Annotated in this window: 21 protein-coding genes; 6 read left to right on the top strand and 15 right to left on the bottom strand. The window is 67.7% G+C overall.

What is annotated here, in order from left to right; all coding sequences use genetic code 11:
- Positions 1-21 precede the first annotated feature (21 nt).
- Genes rodA through N0B51_RS07360 form a run of 5 tightly spaced genes read right to left on the bottom strand, consistent with a single transcriptional unit; the run spans position 22 to position 5,786 of the window.
- Positions 22-1,137: a rod shape-determining protein RodA gene (gene rodA, locus N0B51_RS07380; RefSeq protein ID WP_259961671.1), complete on the bottom strand. Its 1,116-nt coding sequence runs from the start codon at positions 1,135-1,137 to the stop codon at positions 22-24.
- Positions 1,134-3,269, bottom strand: a complete 2,136-nt coding sequence (gene mrdA, locus N0B51_RS07375; protein WP_259961670.1) for a penicillin-binding protein 2 — start codon at positions 3,267-3,269, stop codon at positions 1,134-1,136. The genes rodA and mrdA overlap by 4 nt, the downstream gene beginning before the upstream one ends.
- A complete protein-coding gene (locus N0B51_RS07370; RefSeq protein ID WP_259961669.1) occupies positions 3,269-3,826 on the bottom strand; it encodes a rod shape-determining protein MreD in 558 nt (185 codons plus the stop codon). Before N0B51_RS07370 ends, mrdA begins: the two co-directional genes overlap by 1 nt.
- On the bottom strand, positions 3,823-4,725 hold the full coding sequence (gene mreC / locus N0B51_RS07365; protein WP_259961668.1) for a rod shape-determining protein MreC: 903 nt from the start codon (positions 4,723-4,725) through the stop codon (positions 3,823-3,825). The genes N0B51_RS07370 and mreC overlap by 4 nt, the downstream gene beginning before the upstream one ends.
- 17 nt (positions 4,726-4,742) lie before the next feature.
- On the bottom strand, positions 4,743-5,786 hold the full coding sequence (locus N0B51_RS07360; protein ID WP_259961667.1) for a rod shape-determining protein: 1,044 nt from the start codon (positions 5,784-5,786) through the stop codon (positions 4,743-4,745).
- 190 nt (positions 5,787-5,976) lie between these two features.
- Between N0B51_RS07360 and mutL the strand changes: the two genes are divergently transcribed.
- Positions 5,977-7,818 (top strand): DNA mismatch repair endonuclease MutL, encoded by a 1,842-nt coding sequence (mutL, locus tag N0B51_RS07355; protein WP_259961666.1) that lies wholly within the window; start codon positions 5,977-5,979, stop codon positions 7,816-7,818.
- Positions 7,818-8,318, top strand: a complete 501-nt coding sequence (locus tag N0B51_RS07350) for a hypothetical protein (protein WP_259961665.1) — start codon at positions 7,818-7,820, stop codon at positions 8,316-8,318. The genes mutL and N0B51_RS07350 overlap by 1 nt, the downstream gene beginning before the upstream one ends.
- Positions 8,319-8,346: 28 nt before the next feature.
- On the opposite strand, the gene N0B51_RS07345 is transcribed toward N0B51_RS07350, so the two are convergent.
- The 4 genes from N0B51_RS07345 to N0B51_RS07330 form a co-directional block, all read right to left on the bottom strand.
- On the bottom strand, positions 8,347-8,811 hold the full coding sequence (locus tag N0B51_RS07345; RefSeq protein ID WP_259961664.1) for a MaoC family dehydratase: 465 nt from the start codon (positions 8,809-8,811) through the stop codon (positions 8,347-8,349).
- 108 nt (positions 8,812-8,919) lie between these two features.
- A complete protein-coding gene (locus N0B51_RS07340) occupies positions 8,920-9,720 on the bottom strand; it encodes a DUF1206 domain-containing protein (RefSeq protein WP_259961663.1) in 801 nt (266 codons plus the stop codon).
- Between the two features lie 59 nt (positions 9,721-9,779).
- Positions 9,780-10,880, bottom strand: coding sequence for a redox-regulated ATPase YchF (gene ychF, locus N0B51_RS07335; protein WP_259961662.1), 1,101 nt, complete (start codon positions 10,878-10,880; stop codon positions 9,780-9,782).
- Positions 10,881-10,980: 100 nt separating this feature from the next.
- Positions 10,981-11,961, bottom strand: a complete 981-nt coding sequence (locus N0B51_RS07330) for an SDR family oxidoreductase (protein ID WP_259961661.1) — start codon at positions 11,959-11,961, stop codon at positions 10,981-10,983.
- Positions 11,962-12,035: 74 nt separating this feature from the next.
- Here N0B51_RS07330 and N0B51_RS07325 point away from each other — a divergent pair, with 74 nt between their 5' ends.
- Positions 12,036-12,266 carry a hypothetical protein gene (locus tag N0B51_RS07325; protein WP_259961660.1) on the top strand — a complete coding sequence of 77 codons (231 nt, stop codon included), beginning with the start codon at positions 12,036-12,038 and terminating at the stop codon, positions 12,264-12,266.
- Here N0B51_RS07325 and pth read toward each other — a convergent pair.
- The 5 genes from pth to N0B51_RS07300 form a co-directional block, all read right to left on the bottom strand.
- Positions 12,263-12,832: an aminoacyl-tRNA hydrolase gene (gene pth, locus N0B51_RS07320; protein WP_259961659.1), complete on the bottom strand. Its 570-nt coding sequence runs from the start codon at positions 12,830-12,832 to the stop codon at positions 12,263-12,265. The genes N0B51_RS07325 and pth overlap by 4 nt on opposite strands.
- Positions 12,833-12,909: 77 nt before the next feature.
- Positions 12,910-13,557 carry a glutathione S-transferase family protein gene (locus tag N0B51_RS07315; protein WP_259961658.1) on the bottom strand — a complete coding sequence of 216 codons (648 nt, stop codon included), beginning with the start codon at positions 13,555-13,557 and terminating at the stop codon, positions 12,910-12,912.
- Positions 13,558-13,798: 241 nt separating this feature from the next.
- Positions 13,799-14,503, bottom strand: coding sequence for a 50S ribosomal protein L25/general stress protein Ctc (locus N0B51_RS07310; RefSeq protein ID WP_259961657.1), 705 nt, complete (start codon positions 14,501-14,503; stop codon positions 13,799-13,801).
- A gap of 105 nt (positions 14,504-14,608) precedes the next feature.
- The gene (locus N0B51_RS07305; RefSeq protein WP_259961656.1) at positions 14,609-15,490 is read right to left on the bottom strand and encodes a TraB/GumN family protein; all 882 of its coding nucleotides are present in this window, start codon (positions 15,488-15,490) and stop codon (positions 14,609-14,611) included.
- A complete protein-coding gene (locus N0B51_RS07300) occupies positions 15,487-16,407 on the bottom strand; it encodes a TraB/GumN family protein (protein WP_259961655.1) in 921 nt (306 codons plus the stop codon). The genes N0B51_RS07305 and N0B51_RS07300 overlap by 4 nt, the downstream gene beginning before the upstream one ends.
- Before the next feature lie 157 nt (positions 16,408-16,564).
- On the opposite strand from N0B51_RS07300, the gene N0B51_RS07295 reads away from it, so the two are divergent.
- From N0B51_RS07295 to ppdK, 3 genes are all read left to right on the top strand, one after another.
- Positions 16,565-17,479 carry a glycine--tRNA ligase subunit alpha gene (locus N0B51_RS07295; protein ID WP_259961654.1) on the top strand — a complete coding sequence of 305 codons (915 nt, stop codon included), beginning with the start codon at positions 16,565-16,567 and terminating at the stop codon, positions 17,477-17,479.
- The gene (gene glyS, locus N0B51_RS07290; protein ID WP_259961653.1) at positions 17,476-19,593 is read left to right on the top strand and encodes a glycine--tRNA ligase subunit beta; all 2,118 of its coding nucleotides are present in this window, start codon (positions 17,476-17,478) and stop codon (positions 19,591-19,593) included. Before N0B51_RS07295 ends, glyS begins: the two co-directional genes overlap by 4 nt.
- Positions 19,594-19,663: 70 nt before the next feature.
- The gene (ppdK, locus tag N0B51_RS07285; RefSeq protein WP_259961652.1) at positions 19,664-22,330 is read left to right on the top strand and encodes a pyruvate, phosphate dikinase; all 2,667 of its coding nucleotides are present in this window, start codon (positions 19,664-19,666) and stop codon (positions 22,328-22,330) included.
- On the opposite strand, the gene N0B51_RS07280 is transcribed toward ppdK, so the two are convergent.
- Positions 22,327-23,085, bottom strand: coding sequence for a methyltransferase domain-containing protein (locus tag N0B51_RS07280; protein WP_259961651.1), 759 nt, complete (start codon positions 23,083-23,085; stop codon positions 22,327-22,329). The two genes, ppdK and N0B51_RS07280, sit on opposite strands and share 4 nt — an antisense overlap.
- Positions 23,086-23,123: the final 38 nt, after the last annotated feature.

Below are 23,123 nucleotides of genomic sequence, written 5' to 3'. Positions count from 1 at the left end.
CCAAGGGCCAATCCGGCCGCCTTACGAAAGTCCGCGCCGCCCGCTCCGCACGTTCCAGCGATGGATCATCATCAAGGTGCCCAGGCAGATCATGTTGGTCATCATTGAGCTGCCCCCGTGGCTCATGAACGGAAGCGGGATGCCGACCACCGGGGCCAGGCCCATGACCATCATCAGGTTGATCGCGACGTAGAAGAACACCGTCGCGACCATGCCGCCGGCCAGCAGCCGCGAGAAGCGGTCCTCCGAAGCCAGCGCCACCTTCCAACCCCAACGCAGGATCAGAAAGAAGGCGAGCAGGACGAACAACCCGCCGATCAGTCCCCACTCCTCGGCCATCGTCGCGAACACGAAATCGGTGTGCGGTTCGGGCAGATAGTTGAGGTGGCTCTGTGACCCTTCGTTGAAGCCCTTGCCGGTTATACCCCCCGAACCGATCGCGATCTTGGACTGGGTGATGTGATAGCCGTCCCCCAGCGGATCGCTTTCGGGATCGAGGAAGGTGAATACCCGCCGCTGCTGATAGGGCTTCAGGCCGAAGAAGAACGCCAGCGGTGCGAGCGCCGCGCCCGCCGCCGCCGCGCCGCCGAACCACTTGAGCGGAAGGCCGGCGAGAAACATGACGATCGCGCCGCCGAACCCGATCGCGAGCGCGGTGCCGAGGTCGGGCTGCGCGAGGACCAGCAGCATGGGGACCCCGATCATCACCCCTGCCGGCACGAGAGAGCGCCAGGTCGGCACCATTCCCGACGGCAGGTCGCCGTAGAAGCGGGCAAGGGCAAGGACGACCGCCGGCTTCATCAGTTCCGAAGGCTGAAGCACGATGGGACCCAAGTTGATCCACCTCTGGCTACCCCCGCCGACAAAGCCGAGTGCCTCGACCCCCACCAGCAGGAGCAGGATGACGGCGTATGCCGGATAGGCGAACAGTCGAACGAATTCCCGGCTGAACAGCGTCATCACGCTCGCCATCGTCAGGAAGATCGCAAAGCGCACCAGGTGCGACAGGGCGAATGGCTGCAGGTTCCCTCCCGCCGCGGAAAACAGCACCGCCGACCCGAACAGGGTGAGCAGGATCAGCGGAGCGAGCATCGCCCACGGCTGCCGCGCGACGGGAGCGGGCACGACCGAATTCATCGCGGCTCCGGGAAAGGCGCGGGCGACGGCAGCGGCGAAGGGCCGGGCGAGGGCACCGGTATCGCCTGGTCGGCATTGGGCGGCACGGTGTTGGCAACGGGTTCCGGGGGCGGGGCGACCGCGCCCGTTTCAAGCGGCTGGGGCCGGGTCTGGGCGGCGCGCGATTCGGCGTCGACCCGCGCAAAGACGTCTTCCTCGCGCCTGGGGGCGGGACCGATGTTCTGGCCCGCGGCGGCGGCGAACGCGGCGTAGCGCGCGGTAAGCCGCTCCTGCGCCGTGCCGCCCCACTGCTTCTCGAGCGCGTAAAGCGCCTCGAGCCCCTTTTGCGGATCGAACATGAAGGTCATCACATCGCGCGCGATCGGATATGCCGCGCCCGATCCGCCGCCGTGCTCGATGACCACGGCCCCCGCGTAGCGCGGGTTGTCGAACGGGGCGAAGAAGATGAACAACCCGTGGTCGCGGTATTTCCAGATTCCGCCCTTGCCCGACGAGATGTTGAGCCCGACGACCTGCGCGGTCCCGGTCTTGCCGGCCATCAGCACGTCGTCGATCGGCAGGCGCGCACGGCCGGCTGTGCCAGGCCCGTTGACGACGTCGCTCATCGCGTTCTGGATCACCTGCACATGGTCGCCGTGGAAGTTCATCGACGCGGGGTTGGGTTCGTCGGGATTGAGCTGAAGCCGCGGCATCAGCTTCTTGCCCGTCGCAAGGCGCCCCGCCATCACCGCCAGCTGCAGCGGATTGGCCAGCATGTAGCCCTGGCCGATGGTCGCGTTGACGGTGTCGTACGCCTGCCACTCCTGGCCATATTTCTTCAGCTTCCACGCCGGGTCGGGGACGGTGCCGTAGAACTGGCTCAGCACCGGAAGCGGGAATTCCTGCCCCATGCCGCAGCGCCGCGCCATCGCGGCTATGGTGTCCATGCCGATCTGCTGCGCGAAGTGATAGAAATAGACGTCGCAGGACTGGTAGATGCCCTTGGCCATGTCGACATGGCCGTGGCCGCGGCGATTCCAGCAGTGGAACACCCGATTGCCCACCCGCAGTCCGCCCGCGCAACTGGTCGCGGCATTGGGATCAAGCCCGGCCTCGAGAAAGCTCATTGCAACCATTGGCTTCACCGTCGAGCCGGGCGGATACAGTCCTTTCAGCACCTTGTTGCGCAAGGGCACGCGCTCGTCCTGGCTGAGCATCGAGTATTCGACGCGCCCTATGCCGTCGGAAAAGCTGTTGGGATCGAAACTCGGCATCGACGCCATGCAGAGCAAATCGCCGGTCTGGCAGTCGATCACCACCACCGAGCCGGATTCGAGGCCGAGCCGGCGCGCTGCGTAATCCTGCAGAGGCCCGTCGATCGTCAGCTGGACCGGATCGCCCTGCACGTCCTCGCGCGTAGCGAGGTCGCGCACCATGCGGCCCGTCGCGGTAACCTCGACCCGGCGCGCGCCGGGGACCCCGCGCAACCGCTGTTCGAACTGCTTTTCGATCCCGTCCTTGCCGATCTTGTAGCCCGGCGTGATCAGGATCGGGTTGCGATCCTTCTGGTATTCCTCGGCGTTGGCCGGACCGACGAATCCGATCAGGTGGCCCACTGCGGGGCCGGTCGGATAGAAGCGCGAGAAACCGCGCTGCGGCACGACCCCGGGAAGATCGGGCAGGCGCACGCTGACTGCGGCAAATTGCTCGTAATTGAGCCCGCTGGCGACCTCGATCGGCTGGAAACCGTGGTTGGCGTCGATCTTGTCGTGGAGATCGCGCAGCTTGTCCGCATCGAGGCCGAGCAGCGGCGCGAGCGTGGCAAGTTCGGCCTTGGGGTCGCGCATCCTGTCGGGGATGATGTCGACGCGAAAGTCGGCCTTGTTCGATGCAAGCGGCGCGCCGTTGCGATCGAGAATCCAGCCGCGCCGCGGGGGGATCAGCGACAGGTTGACCCGGTTGCTCTCGGATTCGAGCGTGTATTTCTCGCTCTCGAATACCGAGAGGTAGGTCATCCGCCCCGCGAGCAGCAGCCCGACGCCGCCCTGGACCGCGCCGACGACGAAGCTGCGCCGCTCGAAGCTGGCCGACAGCGTCGCAGGGCTGGTGATCGGCTTCGCGCGGCTTGCCCGGCGCCTCCGGAGCAGGGCCATCAGTCGATCCCCCTGACGCGCGCAAGGCGGAACCGGTCGAGCCCGGCGACGAAGCGCGAGAGCACCGGGATAAGCGCGAGGGTAAGCAAGGCCTGCGGGGCGAGGACCAGCAGCATCGTCGGTCCCACGCGTCCGCCGGAGAAGACCGCGGCGGCGATGAGGTAGCAGATCGCCAGGAAGCCCGAGACTGCCCAGTCCTGGAAAAACCCCCGCCAGGGAAACCGGGTTTCGATGATTTCGAGCGCGATCATTGTGAGTGACCAAAGCATGATAGCGCTGCCGAATGGCTGACCGCTGAACATGTCGTCGAACAGACCCAGCGGAAAACCCGCCCAGACCGGCAACAGGCCCGGACGCACCAGTCGCCAGGACAGCAGCATGAGGAATCCCAGCGGCGGTATGAGCGGCACCGCGCTCGCGATCACGAACAGTGGCAGGACCGAGCCGAGCATGATCGACGCCCACGGGACGACATAGGCGCGGATCGGCGAGTGGGTGCGATTGATCTTCGACCCGTAGCGATCGCGGCGTGCGCGGCTTGAAAGCTCGCCGATCATTCGCCGGCGGGCCCGCCGACTTCCTGGCTGACGGGGGTCTTGGCGGCGTCGACCGCGCGTGGCTGCCAGATCGGTTCGACCGAGACGAAGTCGGTCGCCGCCGGATCGCTGATGACCGCCGCCACCGCCCCGTCGGGCGTGACTTCCTGGACGATCGCCACCGCGATGCCGGGGCGGTAGTACCCGCCCGCGCCGCTGGTGACGAAGACGTCGCCTCTCCGGAGCGGGTTGATGCCGAGGTTGATGAGCCGGATGCGCAGGCGCCCGTCGCCGCGCCCCTCGGCGAAGGCGACCACCTCGTCCTTCGCGCGGCGGACCGGGATTACGCTTTCGCTGTCGCCGAGAAGCAGGACCCGCGCGCTGTCGTCACCGACTTCGAGCACGCGGCCCACGACGCCGCGGGGGGAGCGAACCGGCATTCCCACGCCGACGCCCTGGTCGCGCCCTGCGCCGAGATAGGCGAAGCGGCGGGTGCTCGTCGCGGTCGATGCGACCAGTCGCGCCACGGCCACCGGCTTGACCTCGGATTCGCGGAAGCCCAGCAATGCCTTGAGCCGTGCGTTTTCCTCGCGCACCGCCTCCGCTTCCTTGAGGCGGATGCGGGCGAGTTCGACTTCCTTGCGCAGTTCGGCGTTTTGCGCGCCGGCCTGGAGGTAGCCCGAGATCTTGTCGAACAGGCTCTGGCCCTCGGTGCGCACGACTGCGCCCGCTTCGCCGGCGGGGGCGACCGTGTCCGCCGCTGCGGTGCGCACCCCGTTGAACGAGGTCGGACGCCACAGCGAGATGCCGAGCAGCACCGCGCCGAGCGCAGCGCCGATCGCGGCGAGCACGTAGCCCGTGAACTGTCCGTATTGCGCCCTGCGCGAATGCCCGGAGCGCCGTGAGGAAGGCGGCGCCATTTCAATCGTCCTTCAGGTCAGGCGGTCATCAGCACGCCGCGATAGACCGGGTCTTCCATCGCCCGGCCAGTGCCGATCGCGACGCAGGACAGCGGGTCTTCCGCGATCGAGACGGGAAGGCCGGTCTCTTCGCGCAAGTGGTCGTCGAGCCCGCTGATCAGCGCGCCGCCCCCGGTGAGCACGATGCCCTGGTCGACGATGTCGGCAGCGAGTTCGGGCGCGGTGTTCTCCAGCGCGATGCGTACTCCCTCGACGATTGCGCCGATCGGTTCGGAGAGCGCCTCGGCGATGTGGCCCTGGTTGATCTGGATCTCCTTGGGCACCCCGTTGACGAGGTCGCGGCCCTTGATCGTGATGGTCTCGCCCACGCCGTCCTCCGGCGGACGGGCGATGCCGTAATCCTTCTTGATGCGCTCGGCGGTCGCCTCGCCGATCAGCAGGTTGTGGTGGCGACGCACGTAGCTGACGATCGCCTCGTCCATCTTGTCGCCGCCGGTGCGGACCGAGGTGGTGTAGGCGAGGCCCCGAAGCGAGAGAACCGCGACCTCGGTCGTGCCGCCCCCGATGTCGACGACCATGCTGCCGACCGGTTCGGTCACCGGCATATCGGCGCCGATTGCCGCCGCCATCGGTTCGAGGATGAGGTAGACCTGGCTGGCGCCCGCGTTGCTCGCCGCGTCACGGATCGCGCGGCGTTCGACCGAGGTCGAGCCCGAAGGCACGCAGATCACGATTTCCGGATAGCGCAGCAGACTCTTCTTGCCGTGCACCTTGCGGATGAAGTGCTTGATCATCTCTTCCGCAATCTCGATGTCGGCGATGACGCCGTCGCGCAGCGGACGGATCGCCTCGATGTTGTCGGGCGTCTTGCCCATCATCATCTTCGCGTCGTCGCCGACGGCCTTCACGCGCTTGATGCCGTTCTGAGTCTCGATTGCGACGACCGACGGCTCGTTCAGGATGATTCCCTGGCCCTCGACGTAGACCAGCGTGTTCGCGGTGCCGAGGTCGATCGCCATGTTCTGCGAGCCGAATTTCAGGAGATTCGAGAAAAAGCCCATTGCGGTGCGCGTTCCATATATGTTTCAGGCCCTTGCCGCAGGACCTGCGACAGTCGCGACCCGGGTGTGACGGGGGATGCGCGTCCCTTATCGAAACACGCCTCAAAACGCCAAAATTTTTCTTGTGCGATCCACCGCTATCTCAACAGATCGCCTCGAAATTATGACGTTTGGTCGCTAGTCGCGGTTAATGGCCGAAATCCGCCGCCTGCCCGAAAGCCTGGTCAACCGCATCGCCGCGGGCGAAGTGGTCGAGCGGCCGGCGGCCGCGCTCAAGGAGCTGGTCGAGAACGCGATCGACGCCGGCGCCACCCGGATAGCGGTCACGCTGGTCGAGGGCGGACTCGAGCGGATCGAGGTGACCGACGACGGCTGCGGCATGAGCCCGGCCGAGATGGCGCTCGCGCTCGAACGCCACGCGACCTCGAAGCTGCCCGACGAAAGCATCGAGCTCGTCGCGACGCTCGGCTTTCGCGGCGAGGCACTGCCGAGCATCGCGAGCGTCGCGAAGTTCACCGTCGAGAGCCGGGTGCGCGGTGCGGAACAGGGCTGGCGGCGGGTGGTCGATCACGGGACGCTGACCGCCGAAGGCCCGGCCGCGCTGCCGCCGGGCACCCGCGTGCGGGTGGAAAACCTGTTCGGCAAGGTCCCGGCACGCCGAAAGTTCCTGCGCACGGCGCGCAGCGAGTACGCCGCTTGCGCCGACGTCGTGAAGCGCCTCGCGATGGCCCGGCCCGAGATCGGCTTCACGCTCGACCATGCGACGGGTGGAGGGGGCGGGCGGACGATCCTCTCGCTGCAACCGGGGCAGGACCTGGCCGACCGGGTCGCGCAGGTCGTCGCGCGCGAGCTCAAGGACAACGGCGTCGCGATCGACCTCGAGCAGCCGAGCGGAGCGGGCACGATGCGGCTGACCGGGATCGCCGGCCTGCCGACCTACAACCGCGGGGTCGCCGATCACCAGTACCTGTTCGTGAACGGACGACCGGTGAAGGACCGGCTCCTGGTGGGCGCGGTGCGCGGGGCCTATTCCGACATGCTCGCGCGCGACCGGCACGCGGTTCTGGCGCTGTTTCTCGACCTCCCGCCCGAGGAAGTCGACGTCAACGTCCACCCCGCCAAGACGGAGGTGCGCTTTCGCCACGCGGCAGCGGTGCGCGGATTCATCGTCTCGGGCCTGCGGCACTCGCTTGCTAGCGGCGACCGGCGCAGCGCGCAGGCGCCCGACGGGGCCGCAATGGGCCGGTGGATCAGCGAGCCGGTGCGCGCGGAGCCCGCGCCTGCACTGGCCTCGATCTTCGCCGGGCGGGACTGGACGCGGCCATCGGCATCGGTGCGCGAGGCGTCGCAGGCGTGGCGCGCCTACGAGGGCGAGGTGATGGACCGCTCCGGGGCAGAGCCGCTGGGCCGCGCCGAAGAAGCCGCGCCGCTGCCCGAGGCGCCAGAGGCGTTTCCGCTCGGCGTCGCCCGTGGTCAGGTCGCGCAGACCTACATCGTCGCCGAGGCGGCGGACGGGCTCGTGATCGTCGACCAGCACGCCGCGCACGAACGGCTCGTCCTCGAACGCCTCAAGGCCGCCGGCGCGGGCGAGGCGACGGCCCGGCCGCAGGCGCTGCTGATTCCCGACGTGGTCGAGTTGGACGAGGTCGACTGCGACCGGCTCGAGGGCGCCGCCGCCAAGCTCGCCGAACTCGGCCTCCAGGTCGAGCGGTTCGGCCCCGGCGCGATGCTCGTGCGCAGCCTGCCGCACGCGCTGGCGAAGGCAGACCCGGGCAAGCTCCTGCGCGACATCGCCGACGATCTCGCGCACCATGGAGAAGCGTTGCTGCTGGGCGAGAAGCTCGACCTCGTGCTGGCGACGATGGCCTGCCATGGCTCGGTCCGCGCCGGGCGCACGCTCACCGTCGCCGAGATGAACGCGCTCCTGCGCGAAATGGAACGCACGCCCCGCTCGGGCCAATGCAACCATGGGCGGCCCACGTGGGTTAAGCTCCGCATGGAAGATGTCGAAAAGCTCTTCGGGAGACATTGATGCGAGCGATCTGGGTACTGCCGCTGGCGCTCGCCGCGGCGGGGTGTGACAGCAAAGAGCCGAGTGCCCGCGAGCAGGCCCTGCGCGACGAGGCCGACGTCGCGGCGGTGAAGGCGGCGCAGGAAGCGCCGCCGGTGCCGGTGACGCCGGACAAGATCCTGTACCCCGATATCGAGAAATACGATCTCTACGGCGCGGGCTGCAACTTCGCGCCCGATGGCAGCATGGCCGCGATCGCGCTTGCGCAGCCCGGTCACGGGTACATGAAGATCGACGGCAAGCTCGAGGGGTTCGCCCCCGACGCCGGCAGTTCCGATCTGCCGCTGGGCGCCAAGGGCAAGTATACCGCCGCGGCCTGGTCGTTCATGCTCGACATTGGCGAGGGCGAGGGGGAGCAGGACGGCATCGAGACGGTCAACTTCCCCGCGCGCCTGATCCTGCGCAACGACCGCGACCAGATCGTCTACGAAGCCAGCGGAGTGGCGCAATGCGGCAGCTGAGGCTGGCCTGCAGAAAGGGCCTGCCGGGCTAGTCCTCAATCGGGGCGGCAGGATCGCGCACCGCGATGAGCCCGTTCGAGATCATGCTCATCACCGGCTCGTCGTTCTGGTTGAACACGGTCAGGCTCGACTTGAATATGCCCATCTCGGGTCGCGACCTGCTGCGGCGCTTCTCGATCACCGCACTTTCGCAGCGCAGCGTGTCGCCGGGAAACACCGGCTTGATCCAGCGCAGTTGATCGATGCCCGGCGAACCGAGGCCCGCCTGGCGGTTGGCCTTCAGGTTCTCGACCAGCATCGCCATGGTCATCGCGCAGGTATGCCAGCCACTTGCCGAGAGGCGGCCGAAATGCGTGGCGGCCGCCGCGTCGTCATCGAGATGGAAGGGCTGCGGATCGTACTTCGAGGCGAAGGCGACGACTTCCTCGCGGGTGACTTCGTAGCGGCCGAAGCGGGCGGTCCTGCCCAGCTCGAGATCCTCGAAATATTGCACGCGCCCGTTTCCTCCAACGCCGAGTCGAGCGATGGCGTTTAGCTGATCGGAAGGATTGCGTAAGGACTGTCGCGCCGGGCCGGATCGGGTCGGGCCGGGTCGAGGCGATCAGGCCCGCGGCCTGAGGTCGCCGTGGCCGATGTCCGGGATGATCCGGTAGCGCGCCACGATCAGCGTGAATATCCCGAACAGGACCAGGCCGATGGCGACCAGCGTGTAGAGCACGCCCATGTCGCTGAGTGAAACGATCGCGTCGCCGAGCCCCTTCACCTCGCTCGACTGGTCGAACCACGCGCCCTTCATCAGCGACCAGCCGATCAGCAGGAACACGACCGCACGGGCCGCATATCCCGCGCGGCCGAGCGGCTCGACATAGCTGGGCGCGCGCCCGCTCACGTGCTTCATGAAGTGCGCGTCCATCGCCTTCCTCGCCTGCATTGCGGCGGCGGCGAGAAAGCCGAGCCCCACGACGCCGAGCACCACGGGACCGATATCCCAGCTCAGAAGCGTACTGACCCTTTCCTGCGTATCACCGGCCGAGGACGAGGACTGCTGCTGGTCGCCCGTGGCGAATTGCCACGCGGTCCAGGCAAGCGACAAGTACGCCACCGCGCTCGCCGCCGAACCGATGCGCTTGGCCTTGCCCTCGGCATCGTCGTCGTGGTTTTCGAGATTGGTCGCCGCGTCGATCGCCTTGAATGCCGAGTACGCCACGAGACCGATCGCGATGACGTAGAGCATCGCGGTGCCCAGCGGGACGTCCTGGACCATGTCGAACACGGCGGCCTGCCCATCCTTCGCCTTGCCCGCCGTTTCCAGCGCGATGTAGCCGAGCAGCAGATAGACCAGGCCGCGCGCCGCATAGCCGAGGCGTACCAGCCAGCTGAACTTTTCGGACTTGTCGACCATCGCGTGCAATCTCCCCGTTTCGAACCTGAACGGGCGAAGGCGGCAATGGGTCCGGGCAATCAGACGTTGAACTTGAACATCATCACGTCGCCGTCCTGCACGACATAGTCCTTGCCCTCCTGGCGCAGCTTGCCGGCTTCCTTCGCTCCGGCCTCGCCGCCGAGCGCGACGTAGTCGTCGTACGCGATCGTCTCGGCGCGGATGAAGCCGCGCTCGAAGTCGGTGTGGATCTCGCCGGCGGCCTGCGGTGCCCGCGCGCCGGCCGGGAAAGTCCACGCGCGTGCCTCCTTGGGACCGGCGGTGAAGAAGGTCTTGAGGCCGAGCAGCTTGTAACCCGCCCGGATGACCCGGCTGAGGCCACTCTCGTCGAGGCCGAGTGCCTCGAGGTATTCCGCGCGGTCCTCTGCCGGCATCGCGACGAGTTCGCTCTCGATCGCGGCCGAGACGACAACCGCTTCTGCCCCTTCGGCCTTAGCCTTCTCGAATACCAGCGCGGAGAGCGCGTTGCCTTCGGCGGCGTCCTCCTCGGCGACGTTGCAGACATAAAGGACGGGCTTGGCGGTCAGCAGCTGGGCCTGCGCGAACACCTTTTCCTCGTCGTCGCCATTGGGCTCGGTGAGGCGGGCGGGCTTGCCTTCGCGCAGCAGCTCGAGCGCCTGGCCGAGCACGCTCGCCATGACCTTGGCTTCCTTGTCGCCGCCGGTCGCGCGCTTCTGCGCGGCCGGAACGCGCTTTTCGAGGCTCTCGAGGTCGGCCAGCATCAGTTCGGTCTCAACCACCTCGGCGTCGGCGATCGGGTCCACCTTGTTGGCAACGTGCTGGATGTCGTCGTCCTCGAAGCAGCGCAGGACGTGGACGATCGCGTCGACCTCGCGGATGTTGCCGAGGAACTGGTTGCCGAGGCCCTCGCCCTTGCTGGCGCCCTTCACCAGGCCGGCGATGTCGACGAAGGCGAGCTGGGTCGGCACGATCTTGGCCGACTTGGCGATGCGGGCGATCGCGTCGAGCCGCTCGTCGGGGACCGCGACCTGGCCGACGTTGGGCTCGATCGTGCAGAACGGGTAGTTCGCCGCCTGGGCGGCCTGCGTTTCGGTGAGGGCGTTGAACAGGGTCGACTTGCCGACATTGGGCAGCCCGACGATTCCGCAGCGGAATCCCATCGTGATTTCTTCCTCGTGAAGGTGATGGCGCGCGCCTTAGCGCCGGGCAGCGGCGGGCGCCACCCTTGGATCGCTTTCCGAACGCGCTGCGCCTGCGATACTAGTCGAGCACGTCCTTGACGAACGCGCCCAGCGGCGAGTTGCCGAGCATCGCAAGCTGCGTGCGGGCCGATACCTCGTTGATCGCGACCTGCGGCACAGTGCCCGCCGCGACGGGGCGGCGCAGCGGGCGGGAGCCGGCCGGCATCGCGGCTATCTCGGCAATCGCGCGCGGGATGTCCATCACGTCCGCGGAGCGGCCCGACCCGTCCTCTTCGCCCATCCGCGCGACCACGGCGGGGTAGCCAGCGGTGTGACGCTCGGCTGCGCGTTTCCTGAGCTCCGCCGAATAGCGATTGCGGTTGACCCAGACCTTGGTCGGGTATCCGCCCGGCTCGATGATCGTCACCTCGATCCCGTGCGGGGCGACTTCGTAGGCGAGCTGCTCGAACATCGCCTCGACCGCGAACTTGGTCGCCGAATAGTGCCCGGCGAAGGGCACGATCACCCGGCCGAGCTGGCTCGACACCGCGACGATCAGCCCGCTCTTGCGCGCCCGCATTCCCGGCAGGACCGCGCGGGCGAGGCGATGATAGCCGAAGACGTTGGTATCGAACGCGAGACGGGTCGCCTCCATGTCCTGCACTTCGACCGGGCCGGTGATGCCGATACCGGCGTTGTTGACCAGAACGTCGAGCCCGCGTCCGGTCAGCCGCTCGGCCTCCCCGACCGCACGGTTCACCATGTCCTCGTCGAGCACGTCGAGTTCGAGGACGGTCAGGTCGAGCTTCGCGTCCGTGGCCAGCTTGCGCAGCTCATCGGCCTCGGCACGGGGCATGTTGCGCATGGTCGCGAAGACCTTGGCGCCGAGACGCGCGTAGTGTTCGGCACCGGCGCGGCCGAAACCCGACGAGGTGCCGGTGATCAGGATCGCCTTGCCCGCGAGCGAGGGCGCGGAGGAAGGGCCGGCGGCGCGCGCGGTCGCGGCAAGCGTCCCGGCAGCTGCGGCACCGGCAAGCAGATGGCGGCGGGCAATCGGCATGGACCTCTCCTTCGGCTGACAGGCTATCGGCAATCGTCTTGCGCGTCGAGCCGCACGGGCTAAGGCATGGGGCCATGCGTCGCACCCTTTTCGCCTTGCCGGTCCTGCTCGCGATGACCGCGTGCAGCACGACCGATCCGGATGACTGGTCCGGCGGAACGCGCACCCCGTTCGGTCAGGCTGAGAAGAGCTGCACGGAGCTTCTGGAGACAATCGCGAAGGTGCAGAACAGGCGCGATTTCTTCGTCGCCTGCATGGGCGCGCTCGGCTGGACGCCGAAACCGGGCGCCTCGATCGACCTCTAGGCCTGCTGGCGCAGCGCGATCTCGCTCATGAAGCGCGCGTCGTCGCCCTTCGCCAGCCACTCCGCCTCTGCCGCGATCGCACCGAGCATGGCGGCGAGGTCGTCGATCTCGGCCTTGGCGTAGTTGCCGAGAACGTGGCCGGTCACGCGGTCCTTGTGGCCCGGGTGACCGATGCCGATCCGCACGCGCCGGAAGTCGGGACCGAGGTGCTGGTCAATCGAGCGCAACCCGTTGTGCCCGGCAAGTCCGCCGCCGACGCGCGCCTTGACCTTGAACGGCGCGAGGTCGAGTTCGTCGTGGAACACGGTCAGCGCCTCGGGATCCAGCTTGTAGAACCGCAGGGCCTCACCCACCGCCCGGCCGCTCTCGTTCATGAACGTCGCGGGTTTCAGCAGGAGGATTTTCTCGGTCCCGATCCGTCCTTCCTGCACCCAGCCGGAAAACTTCTTCTGCACCGGGCCGAACCCGTGCACTTCGGCAATGGCGTCCACGGCCATGAACCCGACGTTGTGCCGGTGCATCGCGTACTGCGGACCGGGGTTTCCGAGGCCTGTCCAGACTTGCATGGCGCGCGCCTAGCCCAGCCGGCGATACCAGCCAAGGCACGATGCCGTACTGCTACTGGTCCCGGTAGGCCGGGTACTTAACCTACCAGTCCAAAATCGGTCTTGAGCATTTGACTCTTACCGGCCGCTGGGCGGGCTTGGACGCGGTGAAACCACCCCGAAAGGTTGTCGCAGCCTTCGGGCATGGGCTGGTTCACGTCACGAACTGCGTCGATGTACACGTAGAGGCAGATGTCGGCCATTGTGAACCGGTCGCCGGCGATCCAGGTGCGGCCGTCCAGCAGGGGATCCAGCCACTCCATTCCTTTTTGCGCACGTTCCTTCATGCCCTTGGCGGCGTCGCGCGGACAATGCGTGCGATCCTTGAAGATCTCGTACCCCTCGTCGAAGTAGAAGCCATAGACGAGCGGGAGGCAGATGTTGATTTCGACCCGTCGCCACCACATCCGGGTTTCCGCCCGCTCCCGGGGCGTGCTTCCGATCAACGGGGGATCGGGGTTCAACTCTTCGAGGTATTCGCAGATCGCTGCCGTTTCGGAGAGGCAGAACCCGTCGTCGAGTTCGAGCAGGGGGGTCTGCCCGGACGGATTCTTGCCGAGGTAGGGTTCCTTGCGATTCTCGAGGCCGAAGATATCGACCGAGATCCGGTCGGGTTTCAGGTTCTTCTCGTCCAGATAGAACCTGACCATGCGCGGGTTCATGCCAAAGCTGTCGTAAAAGAGCATCCGTCCTCTCCTTGTGCCAATACCTCCGATCATTGCGATTGTGTTTTGAGCAGGCCCGAAGGCGTATTGTTTAGAGCATCGCCCTGCTCTTGTCTGCAGGAAGGGAGATGAACTGTTGTGACGGCTTGGCAGAGCGATTCGCGACTTGCGGCCCGAGCGGTGTTTGCTCGGCGCTGAAATGCAAAACGCCGGCCCTCTTGCGAGGACCGGCGCTTGCTGTGCGTCAAGCTGGAGGAAAGCGTTACTCGCTCTTCTCTTCCTGCTCGTCGGCCGCGTCGTCGTCCGGGCCCTGTTCGGTCGCGGCGGTTTCGCCCGCTTCCATGTCGGCACCGGCACCTTCGCCCGAAGCGGCACTCTCGGCACCTTCGGCCTTCTTGAGCGCCGACGGAGCGACGAGCGTCGCGATGGTGAAATCGCGGTCGGTGATCGCGCTTTCCGCACCGGCGGGGAGGGTAACCTCGCTGATGTGGATCGAATCGCCGACTTCCTTGCCGGTCACGTCGATCTCGATCTCGGCCGGAATCTTGTCCGCTTCACAGATGAGGTCGAGTTCGTGGCGCACCACGTTGAGCACGCCGCCCTTCTTGAGGCCCGGGCTCTTTTCCTCGTTCAGGAACACCACGGGGACCATCACCTCGACCTTGGCGTTCTTGGCCAGGCGCAGGAAGTCGACGTGGATCGGCCGGTCGCTGACGGGGTGGAACGCGACGTCCTTGGGGAGCGTGCGAACCTTCTTGCCGCCGACTTCGATCATCACGATCGAGTTCATGAAGTGGCCGGTGCCGAGCTGGCGGATCAGCTCCTTGGCCTCGACGTGAATCGGGGTGGGTTCTTCCTTGCCGCCGTAGATAACGGCGGGAACACGGCCTTCGCGGCGCAGTACACGGGAGGCTCCCTTGCCAGCCCGTTCGCGCGCCTCGGCCGGCAGGGTCAGAGCGTCGCTCATCGTAGTGCCTTTCGAATGCGTTTGAACTTCGGTCCGTCACGCCTCCAGGGATGACCATGACGCCGAAGGGCGGGCCGTTAGCGGGCGCGGGGGCGAAAAGCAAGGCTAACGCACGCGGCGCACCGTGTAGCCCCGCGCTTCGAGCAGCTCGGGCAGGCCGCCGGGCGGCGCGAGGTGCGCGGCGCCGACCGCCACGAACGGCCGGTATCCGGCCTTGTAGAACGATTCCAGCCGTTCGGCCCACGCGATGTTGCGGTCGGTGAGGAGAGCGGCCCTGAGCTCGGGATCGGCGAGCATCCCTTCGTCGCCTTCCTTCGCGATTGCGGTCATGTCGCCCGCAAGCCAGAGTTTGGCGAGCTTGGCGGTGTCGCCGGCGGTCATCGTGTCCTCCTCGACCACCGCGCCCAACAGGTCGCGCTGGTCTTCCTCGGGCAGCGAATCGAATATCGCGAACTGCCCCTCGATCCCTTCCAGTTCCTCGACCCGCCGCGCCCGGAAATCACGCAGGAGCGCACGGTCGACGCCGTTCTCGCCGATCGAATCGTCGGCAAGCTGGGCGAGCATGAGCGCGGCGGCCCAGGTCTCGATCGCCTTGAAATCGGCCTCGCGGTACCCGCCCTTCGCGAGCAGCGCCCGGAGCCGCGCGCGCAAGGCCTCGGGCACGCGCTGGGACAGCGGCGGCAGGCCGTCGGCCGAGTGCGACAGCCGCGTGAAGGTGGCGGCGAGCTTTCCGTCGTCGGCCAGGTCCTTCGCCTCGACCACGAGCATGTCGGCCTCGACGATGGCTTTGTCGACCACGGGCGTGCGCCACCTGGCGCCTTCGGGCAGCGCGTGGATCGTGCCGAACAGCCACCCGGCCGTTCCGCCGTCGGCCCGGGTGACTTCCCACAGGGCCGGGTTGGCGGGCGGCAGCTCGGGCGCCGCCGCGTCTTGCCCGCAGGCGGCGAGCAGGACGGTGACCCACAGCGCCAGTGCGCTGCGGATCACTGGACCCGCACGCTCTGGATGCCGCGAGCGGCGAGTGCTTCCTGCACGCTCTTCTCGCCCGCCAGGTGCCCTGCGCCGACCGCCATGAATACGGTGCCTGGTTGCGCGAGACGATCGGCGATCCAGCCGGCCCAGGTCCGGTTGCGGCCGTAGAGCAGCCGCTCGGCGAGGACGGGATCGTCCTTCATCGATTCGTTCATCAGCGCGGCGAGCCGGTCGGCATCGCCGGCTTCCCACGCGGTGACCATCTCGGCCAGTTGCGGGACCACCTGGTCGATCTGCTCGGACACGCTGGCGAGGAAGGCCGCCTGCTCATCGGCAGGCAGTTCGTCGAACAGCCTGAGCTGGCCTTCGAGCGTCTCGACCGCCTCGCGCTTGACGTTGGCGGCCGCCTTCGCCTCGAGAACCTTCTCGACCCCGCTGTCGGCGGCGTAACCGTTCTGGAGCAGCGGCAACATCGAAAGGGTCATGGCGGCGAACCACGGCTCGAACCGGTCGAGCGCCTGCGGGGGCATCTTCAGCTTGCCGAGTGCCGCCTCGTAGGTCGCGCGCTGCTCGTCGGTCAGCATGGCGCGCAGGGTCTTTTCGGGCGGCAACATGGCGAGCGCCATGATGGTCGTCTGCGCGCTCGGGTCGGACATCGCGGTCGGCGGCAGTTCGGTGACGATCGTGTCGGACGCGGCGAGCGCGCCGGAGATGCGATCGTCGAACCAGGTACCGCCCTTGGGCAGAACGTGGACAGTCCCGAACAGGTAAATCGTCGTATCCTCGTCGGCGACCTTCCACAGCGCGGGGCCCGCCTGTGCAGGGACCACGGCGGCGGTCGCGGTCGCCGGCGTGGACGCGCAGGCAGGGGCCGCGAGCAGCAGCGTGGCGGGGGCGAACGAGCGGGCAAGGGTGCGCAGCAATCGGGTCATGGCGTCCTTGTTTGCGATACCGGCGTAAAGGAAAAGCAAAATCGGTTTCTGTCGCAGCCTGTCAACTCCCCGCCAGCCGGCTGCGGCGCGAACCCTGTGCGGCCCGCGCGGGGCGCGGTTGACGCCCTTTCGCGCCTGCGCCATTGCGCGCCGCACCATGACGCGCGACGCTCCTGCCAGGAACCCGGCCAACAGCTTCCAGGACATGATCCTGACGCTCCACGATTTCTGGAGCGCCAATGGCTGCCTGATCCTCCAGCCCTACGACATGCGGATGGGGGCCGGCACGTTCCACACCGCGACGACGTTGCGCGCGCTGGGACCCGAGCCGTGGAACGCGGCCTTCGTCCAGCCGTGCCGCCGACCTACCGACGGCCGCTATGGCGAGAACCCCAACCGCCTGCAGCACTACTACCAGTACCAGGTGATCCTGAAGCCCAGCCCGGCGAACCTGCAGGAGCTGTACCTGCAATCGCTGGTCGAGATCGGCATCGATCCGCTCAAGCATGACATCCGCTTCGTCGAGGACGACTGGGAAAGTCCCACGCTCGGCGCATGGGGGCTGGGCTGGGAGGTCTGGTGCGACGGGATGGAGGTGACCCAGTTCACCTATTTCCAGCAGATGGGCGGGTTCGACTGCAAGCCGGTCGCGGGCGAGCTGACCTACGGGCTCGAGCGCCTCGCGATGTACATCCAGGGCGTCGACAACGTGTTCGACCTCAATTTCGACGGTCGCGGCGTCACGTATGGCGACGTGTTCCTCGAGAACGAGCGGCAGATGTCGAAGTGGAACTTCGAGGTCGCCGACACCGACGCGCTATTCGACCTGTTCCGGAAAGCCGCCGCCGAGTGCCGCAACGCGCTCGATGCCGAGGTGCCCATCGCCGCCTACGAGCAGGCGATCGAGGCGAGCCACCTGTTCAACCTGCTCCAGGCGCGCGGCGTGATCAGCGTGCAGGAACGCGCCAGCTACATGGCGCAGGTGCGCGATCTCGCCCGGGGAAGCTGCGAGGCCTACATGGCGAAGGAAGCCGATCGCTGGGCAAGGGAATATCCGGAGTGGTCGGCATGAGCGGCACGGACTTCCTGCTCGAACTGCGCTGCGAGGAAATCCCCGCGCGGATGCAGGCGGGCGCGCGCGCCGATCTCGAACGACTGTTCCGCGCCGAGATGGACGCGGCGGGCGTGCAAGTGGGCGCGATTACCGTCTGGTCGACCCCGCGCCGTCTCGCGCTGATTGCACGGGGTCTGCCGCAAGCGACCGAGGCGGTCAGCGAGGAAGCCAAGGGGCCGCCCGAAGGGGCGCCCGACGCCGCGATCGACGGTTTCTGCCGCAAGGCCGGTGTCACCCGTGACCAGCTGACCCTGCGCGAAGTGAAGGGCCGCAACACCTACTTCGCGGTGATCGACAAGCCCGGCCGCGCCACGCGCGACGTGCTGGCCGAGGCGATCCCGGCGATCGTCCGCGCGTTCCCGTGGCCCAAGTCGATGCGCTGGGGCGAGGCGTCGCTCTCGACCGAGAGCCTGCGCTGGGTGCGCCCGCTGTCGGGCATCGTCGCGATTTTCGGCGAGGACCTCGTCCAATGCGCGGTGAGCGGGATTGCGAGCACGTATGCCACGATGGGCCACCGCTTCCACCACGACGGCCCGATCACCATCGGCGGCGCCCATGACTACGCGGAAAAGCTGCGCGCCTGCCATGTGATCGTCGACCACGCGGAGCGGCAGGACATGATCCGGGCAGGGGCCGCGAAGGCCGCCGCGGACGCGGGGCTGACACTGGTCGAGGACGAGGGGCTGGTGATCGAGAACGCCGGCCTCACCGAATGGCCGGTGCCGCTGCTCGGCCGCTTCGACGAGGCGTTCCTCGACGTGCCGCCCGAGGTGATCCAGCTCACCGCACGGACCAACCAGAAGTATTTCGTGTGCCACGATGCGGACGGAAAGCTCGCCAACGCGTTCGTCTGCACCGCCAACATCGAGGCGGCCGACGGCGGCGCGCGGATCGTCGACGGCAACCGCAAGGTCCTCGCCGCGCGCCTGTCCGATGCGCGCTTCTTCTGGGAACAGGACCGGAAGACTTCGCTGGAAAGCCACGCGAAAAAGCTCGAGCGGATCACCTTCCACGAGAAACTCGGCACCGTGGCCGACAAGGTCGAGCGGGTGGCCAGGCTCGCCCGCTGGCTGGTCGAGAAAGGCGTGGTCAACGGCGCCGACCCCGATCAGGCCGAACAGGCCGCGCAGCTTGCCAAGGCGGACCTCGTCACCGAGATGGTCGGCGAATTTCCCGAGCTGCAGGGCCTGATGGGCGGCTACTACGCCCGCGCCGAGGGCCTGCCCGATGCCGTCGCCGACGCCATCCGCGATCACTACAAGCCGGTCGGGCAGGGCGACGAAGTCCCCACCGCACCGGTTACCGTGGCGGTGAGCCTGGCGGACAAGCTGGATACGCTCCGCAGCTTCTTCGCGATCGACGAAAAGCCAACGGGGTCGAAGGACCCGTTCGCGCTTCGCCGCGCGGCGCTGGGCGTCATTCGCATTGTCCAGGAGAACGGGCTGCGGCTGCCGATTGCGGAAGGTGATCTCCTCGACTTCTTCGCCGACCGGCTCAAGGTCCAGCAGCGCGAGGCGGGCGTCCGCCACGACCTGATCGACGCCGTCTTCGCGCTCGGGAACGAAGACGACCTCGTGCGGCTTCTGGCCCGTGTGAAGGCATTGCAGGAGTTCATGAAGACCGACGACGGCGCGAACCTGCTGGCCGGGTACAAGCGCGCGGCCAACATCCTCAGGAAGGAGGACTGGCTCGGCCTCGAGGGCGAGATTGCCCGCACCGGAGAAGAAGACCCGCTCGCGCTGGTCGACGATCCCGACCTGAAAGCCGTGGTCGACGCCAAGATGGCGCAGGCCCGCGCGAAAGAACTTTCCTACACGCCCGAGCCGGCCGAAAAGGCGCTCATCGAGGCGCTGGACAAGGCCGGACCCACCGCCGCGGCGGCGGTCGAGGCCGAGGATTTCGCCGCTGCGATGGGCGCGCTCGCCAGCCTGCGCGCGCCGATCGATGCGTTCTTTGACAGCGTGACCGTGAACGATGCCGACCCTGCGAAACGCGCAGGCCGGCTCGACCTCCTCGCCCGGTTCCGCGACGCGGTCCACCGGGTGGCCGATTTCAGCCGTATCGAGGGGTAGATTTTCTTCGCTCGGACTGTGTGACAAGTGTGACATGGGGCCGGCGAAATTCAGCCAGACAGGGGCCAACATGAACCAGACGGTCTATACTTTCGGCGGCGGAGCATCGCTCGACGACCCCCGGGCCAAGGACAAGACCGTCGTCGGCGGCAAGGGCGCGAACCTCGCCGAAATGGCCTCGATCGGCCTGCCGGTGCCTCCCGGCTTCACCATCACCACCGAGGAATGCGTCCGTTATCTCGAGGAGGGCGGCGAATTCCCGGTCGAGCTGCGCCGCGCGGTGGGCGAGGCGATGGGCCATATCGAGCGCAGCGTCGGCAAGCGGTTCGGCGATGCGGGCGATCCGCTGCTCGTCTCGGTCCGCTCGGGCGCGCGGGTTTCGATGCCCGGAATGATGGATACCGTGCTCAACCTCGGACTCAACGACGCGACGGTCGAAGGGCTGGCGAAGGTTTCGGGCGATCCGCGCTTCGCGTGGGACAGCTACCGCCGCTTCATCCAGATGTATTCCGACGTCGTGCTCGGCCTCGACCACGGCCTGTTCGAGGAAGCGCTCGAGATCGCGAAGGAGGACAAGGGCCTCTATAACGACACCGAAATGGAGGCCGAGGACTGGCAGGCGCTCGTCGCCGAATACCGCGACATCGTCGAAAAGGAGCTGGGCAAGCCCTTTCCCCAGGGCGTGACCGAGCAGCTGTGGGGCGCGATCGCCGCGGTGTTCGACAGCTGGGACAGCGACCGGGCCAAGGTCTATCGGCGATTGAACGACATCCCGGCGGGCTGGGGCACCGCGGTCAACGTCCAGGCGATGGTGTTCGGCAACATGGGCGAGACCAGCGCTACCGGCGTCGCCTTCACCCGCGACCCGGCGACCGGCGAGCGCGCCTATTACGGCGAATGGCTGGTCAACGCGCAGGGCGAGGATGTCGTCGCCGGCATCCGCACTCCGCAGTACCTGACCCGGGCCGCGCGCGAGGCGGCGAAAGCCAAGCCGTTGAGCATGGAAGAGGCGATGCCCGAGGCTTACGGCGAGCTCGCCCAGGTCTTCGACCTGCTCGAAAGCCACTACAGGGACATGCAGGACATCGAGTTCACCGTCGAGCGCGGGAAACTCTGGATGCTGCAGACCCGGACCGGAAAGCGCACCGCCAAGGCCGCGCTCAAGATGGCGGTCGACATGGCGGGCGAGGGGCTGATCGACGAAAAAACTGCGATCCTGCGGATCGACCCGATGGCGCTCGACCAGCTGCTCCACCCGACGCTCGACCCCGATGCCCCGCGCGACGTGTTGACGACCGGCCTTCCTGCCAGCCCCGGCGCGGCTTCGGGCAAGATCGTGCTCGATGCCGATACGGCGGAGCAATGGGTGGCCCGCGGCGAAAAGGTCATCCTCGTCCGCGTCGAGACGAGCCCCGAGGACATCCACGGCATGCACGCGGCCCAGGGCATCCTGACCGCGCGCGGCGGGATGACCAGTCATGCCGCCGTCGTCGCGCGCGGGATGGGGCGCTCATGCGTTTCGGGAGCGAGCGCGGTCTCGATCGACGTCAAGGCGCGGACGCTGCGCATCGGGGACCGCGCGCTTGCCGAGGGCGACGTGATCACGCTCGACGGGTCGACCGGGCAGGTCATGGCGGGCGAGGTCGCGACGATCGAGCCCGAACTGGTCGGCGACTTCGGCACGCTGATGGAATGGGCCGACCGCCACCGCCGGATGAAGGTGCGCACCAACGCCGAGACGCCGGCCGACTGCCGCATGGCGGTCCAGTTCGGAGCCGAGGGAATCGGCCTGTGCCGCACCGAGCACATGTTCTTCGACGCGCGCCGGATCAGCGCGGTGCGCCAGATGATCCTGGCCGAGGACGAGGCGGGACGGCGCAAGGCGCTGGGCATCCTGCTGCCCGAACAGCGTGCCGACTTCGCCGAGATCTTCCGCGTGATGACGGGTTTGCCCTGCACCATTCGCCTGCTCGATCCGCCGCTGCACGAGTTCCTGCCGCACTCCGACGCGGAGTTCGAAGAGCTTGCCGATGCGACCGGCTACGGCGCCGACCACCTCAAGCGCCGCGCCGGAGAATTGCACGAATTCAACCCGATGCTCGGCCATCGCGGCTGCCGCCTCGGGATCACCTATCCCGAAATCTACGAGATGCAGGCGCGCGCGATCTTCGAGGCGGCGTGCGACGTCGCTGCCGAGGGTGGGGACGCCCCGATTCCCGAGGTGATGATTCCCCTCGTCGCCACCCGCCGCGAGCTGGAGCTCCTGCGCGCGCTGGTGAACCGGACCGCCGACGCGGTGTTTGCGGAGAAGGGCCGCACCCTCGACTACCTCGTCGGCACGATGATCGAACTGCCGCGCGCCGCGCTGATGGCGGGCGAGATCGCCGAGGAGGCACGGTTCTTCAGCTTCGGAACCAACGACCTGACGCAGACCACGCTCGGGGTCAGCCGCGACGATGCCGGGCGTTTCCTGTCGGCCTATGTCGACAAGGGCGTGTTCGCGCGCGACCCCTTCGTCAGCCTCGACATCGACGGGGTGGGACAGCTCGTCCGTATCGCCGCCGAGCGCGGGCGCGCGACGCGGCCCGACATCAAGCTTGGCATCTGCGGCGAGCATGGCGGCGACCCCGCATCGATCGCGTTCTGCGAAGAGGTCGGCCTCGATTACGTCTCGGCCAGCCCCTACCGCGTGCCGATCGCGCGGCTCGCGGCAGCGCAGGCGGCGCTCAGGGCCTAGTCGTGCCAGCCGGTCATGGTCAGGATTTCGAGCGTTTCGACGACCCTGCCGTGGCGGTCCGCATCTTCCAGAAATGCCGCGCGCGCGCGCTCGAGCCCGCTGCGGGTGAGCGGCGGCGCGCTGTCGGAGAGCGCGCTCGTCAATCCCTGCGACCGCAAGTCGGCGATCAGGGTATCGAGCGAACCGTAACGCAGGCGCAGCGTCCAGCTGTCGGCGACCTGTCGCTTGAAACCCGCGCGTTGCAGGAGGCCGGCCCCCGACCGGGCATCGACCGCAGGGTGCAGCCGTGCTGCGGGACGCTCCCCGTCGGCCGCCAGGAGAGCGGATCGCAGCCGCGGAAGGCTGCCGGCGCCGACCATGCTGGCGATCATCACTCCGCCTTCGCCGAGCGCCACGCGCTGGTGGATCAGCGCACCGGGCAGGTCGTTTACGGTGTCGAGTGCGCCCAGGCTCACGATCAGCCCGTATCCGCCGGCGGGGTAGGGCGCCTCGAGGTCGATCGCGCCGGGTTCCGCCACAGTCACCCGCGCGCCCTTGCGCTCGAGAACGCGGCCCAGTTCGTCGCCGCCTGCGCCGATGACCAGCGCGCGATCCGGCGCGAGGCGCATGAACTCGATCCGCTCCAGCGCGTCCTCGACCAGCGCCACGGGCAACCAGTCCGCCGCATCGCCCCGCCGCTGGAGCATCCGCGCCCGCCGCGCGCGCGCGAACTTGCGCGCAGCGCTGAAGATCGCGGGGGGCAGGTTGCTCGCCATGCGCGCGTCCCTGCTCCCGCGCCGCGGCGGTGGCAAGG

The sequence above is a fragment of the Tsuneonella litorea genome, from assembly GCF_025154015.1.
GTDB lineage: Bacteria > Pseudomonadota > Alphaproteobacteria > Sphingomonadales > Sphingomonadaceae > Tsuneonella > Tsuneonella litorea.
Note: the sequence above shows the minus strand (reverse complement) of the source record. Positions and strands in the feature narration are given on the sequence as shown.

Excerpts from the sequence above, each read along its gene's own strand:
- rodA (WP_259961671.1), bottom strand. The coding sequence starts at position 1,137 with ATGAATTCGGTCGTGCCCGCTCCCGTCGCGCGGCAGCCGTGGGCGATG.
- mrdA (WP_259961670.1), bottom strand. The coding sequence starts at position 3,269 with ATGGCCCTGCTCCGGAGGCGCCGGGCAAGCCGCGCGAAGCCGATCACC.
- N0B51_RS07370 (WP_259961669.1), bottom strand. The coding sequence starts at position 3,826 with ATGATCGGCGAGCTTTCAAGCCGCGCACGCCGCGATCGCTACGGGTCG.
- mreC (WP_259961668.1), bottom strand. The coding sequence starts at position 4,725 with ATGGCGCCGCCTTCCTCACGGCGCTCCGGGCATTCGCGCAGGGCGCAA.
- N0B51_RS07360 (WP_259961667.1), bottom strand. The coding sequence starts at position 5,786 with ATGGGCTTTTTCTCGAATCTCCTGAAATTCGGCTCGCAGAACATGGCG.
- mutL (WP_259961666.1), top strand. The coding sequence starts at position 5,977 with ATGGCCGAAATCCGCCGCCTGCCCGAAAGCCTGGTCAACCGCATCGCC.
- N0B51_RS07350 (WP_259961665.1), top strand. The coding sequence starts at position 7,818 with ATGCGAGCGATCTGGGTACTGCCGCTGGCGCTCGCCGCGGCGGGGTGT.
- N0B51_RS07340 (WP_259961663.1), bottom strand. The coding sequence starts at position 9,720 with ATGGTCGACAAGTCCGAAAAGTTCAGCTGGCTGGTACGCCTCGGCTAT.
- ychF (WP_259961662.1), bottom strand. The coding sequence starts at position 10,880 with ATGGGATTCCGCTGCGGAATCGTCGGGCTGCCCAATGTCGGCAAGTCG.
- N0B51_RS07330 (WP_259961661.1), bottom strand. The coding sequence starts at position 11,961 with ATGCCGATTGCCCGCCGCCATCTGCTTGCCGGTGCCGCAGCTGCCGGG.
- N0B51_RS07325 (WP_259961660.1), top strand. The coding sequence starts at position 12,036 with ATGCGTCGCACCCTTTTCGCCTTGCCGGTCCTGCTCGCGATGACCGCG.
- pth (WP_259961659.1), bottom strand. The coding sequence starts at position 12,832 with ATGCAAGTCTGGACAGGCCTCGGAAACCCCGGTCCGCAGTACGCGATG.
- N0B51_RS07315 (WP_259961658.1), bottom strand. The coding sequence starts at position 13,557 with ATGCTCTTTTACGACAGCTTTGGCATGAACCCGCGCATGGTCAGGTTC.
- N0B51_RS07310 (WP_259961657.1), bottom strand. The coding sequence starts at position 14,503 with ATGAGCGACGCTCTGACCCTGCCGGCCGAGGCGCGCGAACGGGCTGGC.
- N0B51_RS07300 (WP_259961655.1), bottom strand. The coding sequence starts at position 16,407 with ATGACCCGATTGCTGCGCACCCTTGCCCGCTCGTTCGCCCCCGCCACG.
- N0B51_RS07295 (WP_259961654.1), top strand. The coding sequence starts at position 16,565 with ATGACGCGCGACGCTCCTGCCAGGAACCCGGCCAACAGCTTCCAGGAC.
- glyS (WP_259961653.1), top strand. The coding sequence starts at position 17,476 with ATGAGCGGCACGGACTTCCTGCTCGAACTGCGCTGCGAGGAAATCCCC.
- ppdK (WP_259961652.1), top strand. The coding sequence starts at position 19,664 with ATGAACCAGACGGTCTATACTTTCGGCGGCGGAGCATCGCTCGACGAC.
- N0B51_RS07280 (WP_259961651.1), bottom strand. The coding sequence starts at position 23,085 with ATGGCGAGCAACCTGCCCCCCGCGATCTTCAGCGCTGCGCGCAAGTTC.